General features: G+C 60.8%; 12 protein-coding genes. 9 read left to right on the forward strand and 3 right to left on the reverse strand.

The annotated features are described in order from the left end of the window. The first annotated feature begins 11 nt into the window (after window positions 1–11). From BJ960_RS13245 to BJ960_RS13255, 3 genes are all read left to right on the forward strand, one after another. Window positions 12–299: a hypothetical protein gene (locus BJ960_RS13245; protein WP_185987629.1), complete on the forward strand. Its 288-nt coding sequence runs from the start codon at window positions 12–14 to the stop codon at window positions 297–299. A 76-nt stretch (window positions 300–375) separates the two neighbouring features. Continuing rightward, window positions 376–1,746 (forward strand): hypothetical protein, encoded by a 1,371-nt coding sequence (locus BJ960_RS13250; RefSeq protein ID WP_221936310.1) that lies wholly within the window; start codon window positions 376–378, stop codon window positions 1,744–1,746. A gap of 193 nt (window positions 1,747–1,939) precedes the next feature. Beyond that, entirely contained in the window at window positions 1,940–5,137 is a 3,198-nt protein-coding gene (locus BJ960_RS13255; protein ID WP_185987631.1) for a hypothetical protein, read from the forward strand. A 637-nt stretch (window positions 5,138–5,774) separates the two neighbouring features. On the opposite strand, the gene BJ960_RS13260 is transcribed toward BJ960_RS13255, so the two are convergent. Continuing rightward, window positions 5,775–6,041, reverse strand: coding sequence for a hypothetical protein (locus tag BJ960_RS13260; RefSeq protein ID WP_185987632.1), 267 nt, complete (start codon window positions 6,039–6,041; stop codon window positions 5,775–5,777). Between the two features lie 138 nt (window positions 6,042–6,179). Then, window positions 6,180–6,443: a GlsB/YeaQ/YmgE family stress response membrane protein gene (locus BJ960_RS13265; RefSeq protein ID WP_121078140.1), complete on the reverse strand. Its 264-nt coding sequence runs from the start codon at window positions 6,441–6,443 to the stop codon at window positions 6,180–6,182. A 376-nt stretch (window positions 6,444–6,819) separates the two neighbouring features. Between BJ960_RS13265 and BJ960_RS13270 the strand changes: the two genes are divergently transcribed. Then, the gene (locus BJ960_RS13270) at window positions 6,820–7,122 is read left to right on the forward strand and encodes an RNA polymerase sigma factor (protein ID WP_202229115.1); all 303 of its coding nucleotides are present in this window, start codon (window positions 6,820–6,822) and stop codon (window positions 7,120–7,122) included. Window positions 7,123–7,247: 125 nt separating this feature from the next. On the opposite strand, the gene BJ960_RS13275 is transcribed toward BJ960_RS13270, so the two are convergent. Beyond that, on the reverse strand, window positions 7,248–7,682 hold the full coding sequence (locus BJ960_RS13275) for an Hsp20/alpha crystallin family protein (protein WP_121078145.1): 435 nt from the start codon (window positions 7,680–7,682) through the stop codon (window positions 7,248–7,250). A gap of 271 nt (window positions 7,683–7,953) precedes the next feature. Here BJ960_RS13275 and BJ960_RS13280 point away from each other — a divergent pair, with 271 nt between their 5' ends. The 5 genes from BJ960_RS13280 to BJ960_RS13300 all read left to right on the forward strand — a co-directional run bounded on the left by BJ960_RS13280 (window position 7,954) and on the right by BJ960_RS13300 (window position 11,441). Then, window positions 7,954–8,121 (forward strand): hypothetical protein, encoded by a 168-nt coding sequence (locus BJ960_RS13280; RefSeq protein WP_185987634.1) that lies wholly within the window; start codon window positions 7,954–7,956, stop codon window positions 8,119–8,121. 881 nt (window positions 8,122–9,002) lie between these two features. Then, the gene (locus BJ960_RS13285; protein ID WP_185987635.1) at window positions 9,003–9,554 is read left to right on the forward strand and encodes a hypothetical protein; all 552 of its coding nucleotides are present in this window, start codon (window positions 9,003–9,005) and stop codon (window positions 9,552–9,554) included. 2 nt (window positions 9,555–9,556) lie between these two features. Continuing rightward, window positions 9,557–10,441 (forward strand): hypothetical protein, encoded by an 885-nt coding sequence (locus BJ960_RS13290; protein WP_185987636.1) that lies wholly within the window; start codon window positions 9,557–9,559, stop codon window positions 10,439–10,441. Next, a complete protein-coding gene (locus BJ960_RS17045; RefSeq protein WP_185987637.1) occupies window positions 10,423–11,028 on the forward strand; it encodes a M23 family metallopeptidase in 606 nt (201 codons plus the stop codon). Before BJ960_RS13290 ends, BJ960_RS17045 begins: the two co-directional genes overlap by 19 nt. A 101-nt stretch (window positions 11,029–11,129) precedes the next feature. Further along, window positions 11,130–11,441 carry a hypothetical protein gene (locus BJ960_RS13300; protein ID WP_185987638.1) on the forward strand — a complete coding sequence of 104 codons (312 nt, stop codon included), beginning with the start codon at window positions 11,130–11,132 and terminating at the stop codon, window positions 11,439–11,441. Window positions 11,442–11,445: the final 4 nt, after the last annotated feature.

Raw genomic sequence — 11,445 nt, forward strand, 5'->3', positions numbered from 1 at the left:
ACGGATGGTCGATGTCGAAGCTTGCTCAGAAGATGGGCTGGGAGGTGCAGAACGTGTCGGCAATGCTGCGCCGTAGCCAGGTGGAAGCACGCACAATGCGAAAGGTGTCAGCCATGTTCGACGAGCTCTGGAACGTCGCCCCTCCCAGCGCGACTCGGGCAGACCGCGGCGCGATCACCCGCGCCCGAGGCCATGCGAAGGCTCACGGATGGGCCCCAGCTCTCGCATGGGACGACATTGACACCGACACAGAGCCCGAAGGGCTCACCGATTCAACCGACGTCAAGAACGTCGCCTAATTCCCGAATGTCTGACCTCAGCCCTACAGTGACTTGTAGGGGGAAAATTTGTTACTGGTGTAAAGAAATGACTGACATGCATACGAACGAAGAACCCACCCAAGTGGACGAGCCTGTCACCGTGGCAGAAGACGCAGCGCCTGCGAAGAACACCCGCCGACGGAACATCGTCATCGGGGCGAGTGCCGCAGCGGTCCTCGTGCTCGGCGGTGCCGCCGCACTCGTAATCCCGAAACTCGTCCACGATCACCGTGTGGACAGCTATCACGAGCTCCAGGCCGAGACGACTGCACTCCTAGAACAGATTGGCGAAAACACTGCACGACAAGACGCAGCGGACGGCCTCTTCGAACTGTCAACCAGGGAAGCAGGCGTGCTCGCGACAGCGCTTGCCGAAACTGGGAAGACCAGTGAGCCGGTCGTCCTCAAGGCAGACGCCGCCGCTGTCACCGAAGCTGGAACCAAGCTAGACGAAGCCGTAGCGGGCATCGATGTGGACGAGGAGCTCAGCGAGAACGCGACCACGCTTGAGCACGCTGTGAAGGAAGCGCGTGAGGGTGATGCTGAGGCTGCGAAGCAAGCCGAAGCCGACAAGAAGGAACCGCCCGCCCCCTCTGTCGCAGCGACCTGGCACGAGATCTCCATTGATGAAGCGGCAGCGCTCGCGTTCCCCAAGGACACGACACCGACAGTCGGACTCGTAGCGGACGCCTCAGTGACCTCTGAGACGGTGACGAACGCCCAAACGTTCCTTGAAGAAGTCACGAAGAACGCCGACACGGTGAAGAAGCAGCTCGCCAAGAAGACCGCAGCTCTTGACAGCCTTGCTTCCGAGGTCGACGCTGCACTTTCCTCGCTCGAGAGTGCAGCCCAGCACGCGCCCGGGCAGGCGCCGAAGGTGACTGAGGCGGCGAGCAAGGCCGGCGACACGAAGAAGCTCACGGAGGCTGCAGCCGCAGCCGCAAAGCCTGAGCTTTCGGGGTTCGCGCTCAAGAACGCCGTCGACGCATATATTGCCCAGGCGAAGGCTGTGCAGAAGGCGCACGCTGACCAGGAAGCCAAGGAAGCTGCTGAAGCTGCCGCCGCAGCGGCAGCAGCAGAGGGCGCTGCCGGATACACAGACCCCGGTACCGGCGCGTACGTGCCAGTAGAGCAGGGCTGGGGCGGCGGAGGCTGGGCCGACCCCGGAACCACCGGTGGCGGCTGGACCGGAGGCGGAAGCACCGGTGGAGGAAGCGCAAACACCGGCGGCGGAAGCGGGTCTACCGGCGGCGGGAACACCGGTGGAGGCGGCGGCACTGGTGGTGGCAACACCGGTGGCGGTGGATACACACCGCCCCCGCACCAGTGCCCTGCAGCGCCTCCCGGCTGGTACGACAGCGGGTCCACGTTCAACGGCTGCCCAATCTATGCACCTCCTGGGTCGGGTGGAGCTGACGAGTGGTAATCCGTCTCTAACCCGAAAAGTGGCCTCCACTGTGAAAGTGAGGGCCACTTTTTTGTGACTGCGCGGGGTTTTTCATCGAATGTTGTGGCTCAGGGAACGCGATACCTGAGGCGGGGGGCCACGTCACTCTAGAGAAAGAACAGGCAAAGCATTGCAACCACAACCAGCACTTAACCGGCGCCAGCGCCGCAGATTGGGGAAACCAGTCGCGGTGCTCCTCGCGGGCCTCGTGCTCGCGAGCAGCGTCGGAACGATCGACGTGTTCCAGCAGCCGACCGCAGCGCACGCTATCTCCGAAGGCGCCGGCATCAACACGATGGGCGGCTTCATCGGCGGCTTCCAGCACTCCAACGGCCAGATCGTGTTCTGCGTCGAGATGGGAATGCCCCCGCAGCTGGGCATCAACCCAGCACTCGGCGCAACAGCAACGTTGCCGGCCTACACGGCAACCGAGTTCCACTCCGGCGTCGGGAACTGGACCAACATTCAGGCACCAGCTCTTTCCGGGAACGGGCTGAAGACGATGAACAAGGTCATGTCGAAGTACGGGCAGACCGCGAACGCGAACCAGGCCGCCGCGGTCCAGATCGCGATCTGGGAGATCCGGGCCGCAGGAGCCAACGCTTCGTATCAGAGCATGCTCTCTGCGATGAAGGGCGCAGTTGATCCATCGATCGTCTCGAACGCGATGGCGATGATCAAGGAGGCCCAGGCAAGCGACGCAGCAGAGAACGCCCCAGGCGACCCCCGCATCTTCGGCACTGGCTCGTACAAGGGCCATGTCGTCGTCGACCCAGGGACCACCGAGCTGACGATCACGAACGGCATCTTTGATGCGACGGGGTCAAACAAGATCACCTTCCCCGGCGGCACGAAAGGCGTTCAAACTGTCGCCTGGACCGGGCAAGCACCGTATGACGACAAGTCATGGGGCCGCTACTACCGGGTCACCGTCAACGGCAAATACCAGTACCAGTCCAGCCCCGCAGAAGTGTCCTTCGGACACCCCGGAGGATACGGGCAGGGCATCGCAGCAGGCACCGCGAGCAAGCCCGTCACTGGCAACTACAAGGCCGTCGGTGTTGACCCCGACACGCTCTGGTCGCCCGTCTTGACGACCGAGACCCCGTCCAAGTTCGTCAAGCGAGGAGAATCGTTCAGCGACACCATCACCTTCGGCATCGCTGAAGGGTCAAACCCGTGGCGTCAATCGTTGACTTCAGCTGGCGAGTCACGGTTTGCGCCGATCAAGGCTGAGGGCACTCTCTATGGTCCCTTCCTTCAGGATCCGGCTCTCAACCCGTCTGCGACACCGCCGAAGGGTGCACCCGTGGCGGCGACTGCATCAGTCACTACTGATTCGAAGAAGGGCCCCGGCACCTACACCGTCGAGAAGATCGGGAAATCTGAAGAGGCCGGCTACTACTCCTGGGTCTGGAAGATCCAGGGTAGCGACCAGCTTGCTTCCGTAGTTTCGCCTCCGAACGGCATCGACGGTTCCCTACCGAAGAACTATTTCTTCACGGATGGTTTCGGACAGGCCACTGAGGGCCAGCTGACTCCGACAGAGCTGCGCTGGTCGACGAAGGTCGCAAAGAAGCAGGTCTCGATCGGCGGGAAGGTCACCGACGATGTAGACGTGACGCTGCAGAACGGCGGCTGGCTCCAGAACGCTGAGGGCAACCGCACTCCGTTCACCCTCCGTGGAACGGTCTACCTTGCCGACAAGAAGCCCGTGCAGCAGCCCGTCGCGCCTGAAGGCGCTCAGGTGCTCACCACGACGAAGCAGACCGTTGACAGTGTCGCGAAGTTCACGTCGAAGGACATTAAGGTTCCGCTGAGCACGAAGGCGAAGTACGCCACCGTCCAGTGGTGCCTGGTAGATGAAGACCAGACCGACGATGCCAAGGGCAAGGCTGAGGAGTGGTGCGACGACTACGGCGTGCCCTCTGAGACGTTCAAGATCGTCGGCCCCGAGGTCGAAACTCAGGCCATCGAGAAGGGCTCCGTCGCGGGCACCATCCACGACGTCGCAACCGTCACCGGTGGACTCCCTGAGAACGCGAAGACCGAGATCGAGTTCGAACTGTTCCTGAAGCCCGAGGCCGGCCAGCCCAAGTACGACGAGAACTGGAAGCCGATCCTTGACGAGAACGGCGAGACCGTGCTCTGGGCAGAGGACGAGGTCCAGGATCCCGCCGCAGTGTGTGAGGCGCAGCCGGTCGCGAAGACCGATCGCGTCGAGGTCACGAAGCTCGGCGAAGTGAAGTCCCCTGACGTGTTCACCCACTCAACCGGTACCGGTTACTGGGTCGAGCGTACGATCATCACGCCTGAGGATCCGAAGGACGGTGAAGAGTTTGAGTACTCGCGCGGCCGCTGCGGCATCCCGAACGAGACGACCGTGATCGAGGGGCCTGAGGTAGAGACGCAGGCGATCGAGAAGGGCGAAGTCGCGGGCACCATCCACGACGTCGCAACCGTCACCGGCACCCTCCCGAACGCGTCAAAGACTGAAGTCGAGTTCGAACTGTTCCTGAAGCCAGAAGCCGGCCAGCCCAAGTACGACGAGAACTGGGAAGCAATCGTCGACGACAACGGGAAGGTTGTGCTGTGGACTGAGGAAGAGATCCAGGACCCAGAAGCGGTGTGCGAAGCGCAGCCGGTCGCGAAGACCGACCGCGTCGAGGTCACCGAGCTTGGTGAAGTGAAGTCACCGGACGTACTCACGCACTCTGCAGGCATAAGCTACTGGGTCGAGTCCACGATCATCACCCCGAACGATCCTGAGGACGGCGAAGAGTACGAGTACTCGCGCGGCCGCTGCGGCATCCCGAACGAGACCACAGTGATCGAGGAGCCCAAGGTACGCACCGAGGGCAAGACCGTCACCGTTGGCGACGAGATCTGGGACACCGCGTTCACGAGCGAGCACGGCGACCTGTCGGAGCTCACGGGTGTCGAGTACAAGGTCACGTTCAAGGCCTACACGCGCGAGGACAGCAAGGACATGGTCTGCTCCCCGGAGAACGAGATCAAGGACTTCGAGGACAAGACCGGTGTTGTCGTGTCCGAGCCTGGCAAGTACGAGTCGAACAAGGTGAAGACAACCGAGAAGCACATCGGTCTCGGCGGCTACCAGGAGACCTTGATCCGTGTGGAGAAGGGTACTGAGATTGAGGTCGCTGTCGGCAAGTGTGGTGAACCGTCAGAGAACCTCGAGGTGCGTGAGAAGCCTGTCGTCCCTGGTCCACTCGCTACGACCGGCGGTAACGTCGCTCTCCTCGCCGGCCTCGGCGGCGGTGTGCTCCTCCTGGGCGCAGCGGCAGTACTCGCGGCGAAGCGGCGCGGCCGCGCTGCAGGCGCAGAGGAGGTGATCGCTACAAACTAACCTCGAACTCCCCTAAGCATCCCCTGATTTTCCGGTGGAAGTTGTGCCCCTATCCATTGACCAGGCTTGGGAACAACGTCTGTCATGCAACACCCTCCGTGGGGTACATGCGGGGAGATACGGCAGGCGCGTCTGATCGCTCCTCGCCTACCTGATCGAACCGCATTATGAATGCGCAACACGCAGCATCTGCCTCCGCTCCATGCGCACAACTGCCCCGCACTCGCTCCACATAGAGCAAGTGCGGGGCAGTTGTGTCGTCACCTCCCCACACCGGAACCGGGTACCAGAGGCGCCGCGACCTGGCGTAGGAGTAAATCAACGATGTATCGAGTCCCGCTCTCCCAAACCCCCTTGTTCGAGTCGGGAACCCGGCCACCATACTAATCGAAGAAACCGCTCGGTAGAGTGGCCAGCATGGGGAAGACTGATGGGATTGTTACTCGTTGCATCGATGAAGCTCGGGATGAGCTATCGGAATTCACGAATGGGAGGGCGTTCACTCCGGGGAACTTTGGCGTCTTTCATGACCGTGTTCAACGCATCTTAGAGTCACTTACTGAAGCAGTTGAAGCGCTCGCTGAAGACCGGATAAACCGACGTGATGATGCGGAGCCCGCTAGATAGCTACACGTGGCTAGTTGCTTCCGAGGAGCGTCTCCCGGAGCGCTTCAGTTCGAGAGATCGCGTCGTCGAGCTGCCGCGCCCGGTCCGCGAAGGTCTGGCTGTCAGCGGATAGGTTCTCGCGTTCGCGTCGCGCCTGCGCGATTTCCTTGTCTAGGAAGTCGAGGGTGTGGGTTCTGATGTGTTCAGGGAGCCTCCGGAAGCCCGCCTCCGGCGGAGGAACCAGCTCGGGTGGCGTGGCGTGCACCAGGACCTCGGTGCTAGACGCTTCGTTACTCATTGACTTGGGCTCCCTCGCTCAGGCCTGATCTGAAAAGATCTTCGACGCTAGTTGCTGTATTGCTCCGACAGGCTGGGAATAGATTATCCCCGAGCCGGGGGTAGGGCGCGGCAGGCGCGCCCCATCCCCCTGCCGCGGCTAGGACTTCTTTCGTCCGGTGATCAGGCCCCAGATGAGCAAGACGACGATAGAACCGCCGATCGCTAGTGCCCAGGACTGTATCGACCAGAAGTTCTGTAGCGACGCGTCGAACAAGATCGATCCCAGCCACCCTCCGACCATCGCCCCAATGACACCTAGGACGAGTGTTGCGAACCATCCGCCACCGTGCTCACCGGGGAGGATGGCCTTGGCGATAGCGCCCGCGATCAGCCCGAGAAGTGCAAAAGCTAGAAAACCCATGAGTCGTCCTTTCGTTGGATGCTTAGTCAAACGGCCACAGGTGCATACGTCAAGAGCAACCAACTCCGCTTTCGGGCATGTGGCCGACTCGCCATTCCATTCGTGAAGGCATAGCGGACGAAAAAGCGCATCACCGCGCCATCCAAAGGGCGTCTTCGCACTTTCGGCAACCGCCTCAGTGATGATCAGGTTACCTAGAGTTCATCCAATGGAAAGATAACTTTTCGGCCAACGCATCGACTTTCTGGGCCAAACAAATGAGGATGGGCCCAAAGGACTCACCGGCGCTGCAGCACTCGGCAGCTGTGCCGTGAGCGCTCCGAGAGGGGTTCGAATGGCGTTTCATCACTCACTTTCTCTGCGAGTAGCAAGCGACATGGTGCTGGTGCCTCGAGCAGCTGACGGCGACGAGGACGCGCTTCGTGCGTTGATCGTGCAGCACGCGCCCACCATGCGGGCGCTAGCTAGGCGCCTCATGGCGACTGACTGCGAGGTCGACCGAGTCGTTCGCCAGGCCTTCATGATCGTTCTCACCAGTCTCGACGGCGGGGAAGACGACGCTCGAGGATTGAAGATGAAACTTCTGCAGCACACGTGCCGGGAGTCGCTCGCGCGCAACTCTTACCTTGACGTGCTCAAGAGACGTGAAGACGGATACCGCTACAACGAGTGCAGCTAACGCCGGATAGACATAGGCGCGAGGGTGAAATGAGAAACGGCCTCGTTCCAAGGGATGGGGATCGCTTGGAACGCGGCCGCACCTCGTTTATATCAGTCTCAGGTTGTACGTGCAGGACCAGCTTGTTAGGCGGTGATCGACTTCCCCTCAGCTGCTTCAGTCGACGGCATTGCTACCTCGATCTTCCGCGGCTTTGCCTTTGCGTTCAGCGGAAGGATGACGCTGAGGACACCGTCCTTGTAGGTGGCGCTGATGTTCTCAGTGTCGATGCCCTCTCCGATGCTGAACTGTCGCAGGTAGGCGCCTTCTGCGCGTTCCTGTGTCAGCCACTTCACACCTTCGGAGTTCGCGCCTGAACGGTACGCGCGGATCGTGAGTAGCTGGCCGTCGACGTCGATATCGAGGCTGCCTGGGTCGATTCCTGGCATGTCAGCTGTCAGGAAGTAGCGGTCCTGGTCTCGGTAGAGATCGACGGGCATTGCGCGTGGCGCGGTGCGCGCCTGCAGCATGCCCGTAGCGACTCGTTCGAGTTCAGTGAAAGGGTCAAATGTCAGTGCCATTGAGATCAGTCTCCTTTCGACAGAAACCTGAGTCGGTTTCGCTCAGGTGTGATTTAGATTAGCACTCTGACCCTGAGAGTGCTAATAAAGAATGCTCAAAAATTGCTCAAAAGACCAGCGCTCCAGAGCTCACCTTCGGACTACTCGAGCCGCCACTCAGGGATCTCAAGCAGCCCCGCTGCCGTTCCCGAGAGTAGCGACGGGCTCAAGAGGTAGGAACTTCCAGCCGTGGGGCGTATGGTGGTGTCCCACCCAAAAGAGGGAGATCGACATGAACGAGAAGAAGCAGCCCACCGAGGACACTGTTGACGAACCCGTAATGGACGGCGCTGACGAGGAATTCGATGGGGACGCAAACCCCCGCAAAGGGCAATCAGACCCAGGGCTGATCCGTCATCCCGATAAGAACGACAAGACGACCGCACCCTACAACCTGTAGTCCAGCCAACTGCATGTCGAATATCAGCCGGAATACCGGTAACGTCGGCAGCCCAACCGCAATGATCTCCCCAGCAGAGTCCTCCAAGCCTTCGCGTCACCAGACTGCGCTTACCTCACGGGACCAAAGCCTTGCTTCCTTGGCCTTGGTCGTTGGAACTGCAGCGTTCCTGCTGGGGTGGATGCCTGTAATTGGATTTCTGGCAGGCGTTGCCGGCATTGGAATCGCAGCCACCGCGCTCCTCGTTGCACGACCAAAATCATGGCCGCTCGCCGGCATGGCATTGTCTGGGATTGCGACTGCGACCTCTATCGCTGCCACGCTGTGGCTACTTCAACCATTTCCGTTTTAGTTCCGCCTCACTTTAGGCCGTTTCAAGAAGGGCTGCATGTCGGCTGGGGGCACGCTTCTCAAACGCTGTGTTCACTCGGCGGGCGTAGTGGTATGCCTTCGCGAAACCAGGCTCCACAGACCACTCCAAGCGATTGGGACTCTCCTACACGGTGGTAGGACTAGGGCACTACCTTCAGTGTTTGCTCCGTCGCCCGTTCTAGGCCCGCACAGTCAGCGAGCGCGGCCAGGCAAGATGTAGAGTCCTTCAGCGGGCGTGCCTCAGGGAGAAATGCGGCCCCACGACGCAATGGTTCGGTCGCTTGCCCGCGGGGGCGAGCGGAGCTTGCGAAGTTCAGCGATCTCAGGGCGCTTCCGCTGAGTTCTGGCGCCGTCCGACGCGGAGAGCTTGCAATGCAAGTCGATGTGCGGCGACGGGGCCCCGGTCGCTCGCATTCCGCATTGGGAGCACAGGGTATTTTCCCGATCCTCTCTTCTCTGCCTGCGCAGTGGGTTTCGTCGAGCAGAGAGACTCGATGAAAGGATCCCTGGTGACGAAGACGCATGAAGTCGACGGCGAGGCGGTGGAGGCGTCGGTGACGACCGGCCGCACTCGAGGTAGCCGTCCGAACGCTACGCCCCCTCCCCCACCCCCTCCCCAGGTACGACAACCGTTGCCGTCGCCGATCAACTGGTGGAAGCTCGATGACGAGGAAAGCGCAGAAACTCTGGAAGTCCTCGGCGAATGGGTGCCCGAGCTCGTCCGCAGGTACGGGCTGCGCGACTCGGTAGTGCCTCCCTGCTGGTTCTTACACGAAGCCCTCGTGCAAGAACTCCTTGCACTGTTTCAGTACCGCAACCAGCAGCAAGTAGAACCCACTGCTCCGCCGTCAGCGATGCTCGATTTCCATTACCAGTTCGATCTCGCGATCCGCAGGCTCACGAGTTGGACGACGTCGACGGGATGCAACTCGGCCGAGCATCACGACACGACGCCCGCAGTGTGGGTGATGCCAGGTAGCGTGCGGAACAGTAACTGGGTCGTTGATTTCGAAGACTACGTGAAGACAGTCCGCGCGGGTAACGCGGGCGTGAAGGAGTGATTGTGAAGAAGCAGTGGAACCGTAACACGGTCATCGGTGTCGTCTCGGGTGCAGTGGTCCTGCTCACCGCGATCGGCATCACGATTTTCCTACTCCTGCCGGGAGGCAGCAAGGATCCGGCCGCTCCTGAGCCGAAGCCCGCGCCTGGCACGAGCGCTGGAGCTGAAAGCCCGGAACTGGGTGAGCAAGAGACGAAGGTGTCGGAGTCGTTGTGGGAGCCGGCCCCGTTTGATGATTCGGGAATGGTCGAGATGGTCGTCACCACGAACCCGGAAGAGGCAGCTCTGTCTGCTGCCCGGGTGCTGTGGTCCGCAGACGCAGGCAAGCAGCCCTTCCACGAAGACTTTGTTCGGGAATCACTCACAAGAGTAATGAAGCCGTCACCAGACTATGTGGGGCCCGAAGGTGTGATCCGTTCGACCATTGACCGGTCGAAATCGAACCTTGGGCACACCGAATGGGTCGCAGGAGATATTGTGCAGGCCGGGATTGACGCGGCAGATAGCGAAGGCTGGAACCCTGATGGCGGTTGGTGGTGGGAGCTCGGAAACGAGAAGCGCTACAACGCACTCACCGGCCATGGCATCACCTACACCTCCCACCCCATTGAGGCGTTCAACGATGCCCAAGCAGCCGCCGAAGGTTACGACGTGAACACAACCATCGAGGAGACCTGGGAAGCAGATGCGCTCCCCGGAACCTACTCGAAGTATTGGGTGCGAGTTGAAAGCGCGGTCAACTCCGGTGGGGAGTCCGGCGCTGGCGTGCACCTGGTGAGGAATGCGACGTCCCTGCTCATCTATTGTGATGCCCCTGAGGATGGCGGTATTTGTGGGGTTGCAGCGTTGACGAAGAGCTATCCGGAGCAATGGCAGCGCCAGCAGTAGCGGTCAAGGTCGCAGTCCATGCTGCGCAAAGCAAGACCGGCCGCAACATCATCCTTGGCGTGCTGGCGGTCGTCCTCACGATCATCATGCTGCCGTTTATCCTCATCGGTGCCACTGTCGCTGGAGCGATCGCGGAGGCCGACACTGGCACTGAGGAGATCACTCCCCCGGGTGTGGTTGGTGAGGTGCCTGTCGTTGGGGACTGGGCGTCACCGGTGGCGTCTTACGTCATCACGACCGAGTGGTGGGGGTACTACGGGCATACCGGCATGGATCTTGCTGCCCCGCAGGAGACACCGATCTATGCGGCTTCTTCTGGGACCGTGACGGCGACGCATTGGGCTGGGCAAGATAGTTACGGCTGGCACATCGTGATCTCACACGCCGGCGGGCTCTCAACTCTGTACGGTCACATGGTGAGGCCAACCACGTTGCAGGTCGGGCAGAAAGTGAAGGCCGGCCAACACATCGGCTACGTGGGTAGTACGGGAAACTCCACTGGCCCGCATCTTCATTTTGAGACGCTCGTGAATGGGGTCCCGACCGACCCGCGGCCGGTCATGTTCGCTCGAGGTATCAATTTGTAGACGACTCCTCTTGGTTGCGGGGCTGTCAGCGCGTAGTGCGCCGACGGCCCCGTCGTTTTCGTAGCGCCACATCGGGTGGCGATACGGAAACGGAGAACCAAATGGATTTCATCCCCATGCTCGTCGACGTCGTAAGTGTCCTTCCGGCAATTGAGGTGCCGGATCTCGAACCAGATTTCAACGCCCCGTTCGTGAAACCTTCATTGCATGTCGTGAATTCAGCTGCTGCAATCGCCACCATCGCTTGTCTTCTTGGCGTAGTGCTCTCAGTTATTCTGCTCGCTGTCGGAAAGCTGAGCCAGCGCAATCAGAACATCGCCTGGATCGTTCTTGCTTGTGCCCTCGTTGGCACGATGCTCCTTGGCTCTGCAACCGCGTTGATGACGTACGTAGGAGGTATTCCGCTGTTCTAGCGGG

This window comes from Leucobacter aridicollis, from assembly GCF_013409595.1.
GTDB classification, from domain to species: Bacteria; Actinomycetota; Actinomycetes; order Actinomycetales; family Microbacteriaceae; genus Leucobacter; species Leucobacter aridicollis.

Coding starts and splice junctions, on each gene's coding strand:
- BJ960_RS13275 (WP_121078145.1), bottom strand. CDS start 7,682: ATGGCACTGACATTTGACCCTTTCACTGAACTCGAACGAGTCGCTACG.
- BJ960_RS13300 (WP_185987638.1), top strand. CDS start 11,130: ATGGATTTCATCCCCATGCTCGTCGACGTCGTAAGTGTCCTTCCGGCA.
- BJ960_RS17045 (WP_185987637.1), top strand. CDS start 10,423: ATGGCAGCGCCAGCAGTAGCGGTCAAGGTCGCAGTCCATGCTGCGCAA.
- BJ960_RS13270 (WP_202229115.1), top strand. CDS start 6,820: ATGGTGCTGGTGCCTCGAGCAGCTGACGGCGACGAGGACGCGCTTCGT.
- BJ960_RS13265 (WP_121078140.1), bottom strand. CDS start 6,443: ATGGGTTTTCTAGCTTTTGCACTTCTCGGGCTGATCGCGGGCGCTATC.
- BJ960_RS13280 (WP_185987634.1), top strand. CDS start 7,954: ATGAACGAGAAGAAGCAGCCCACCGAGGACACTGTTGACGAACCCGTA.
- BJ960_RS13260 (WP_185987632.1), bottom strand. CDS start 6,041: ATGAGTAACGAAGCGTCTAGCACCGAGGTCCTGGTGCACGCCACGCCA.
- BJ960_RS13250 (WP_221936310.1), top strand. CDS start 376: ATGCATACGAACGAAGAACCCACCCAAGTGGACGAGCCTGTCACCGTG.
- BJ960_RS13245 (WP_185987629.1), top strand. CDS start 12: ATGTCGAAGCTTGCTCAGAAGATGGGCTGGGAGGTGCAGAACGTGTCG.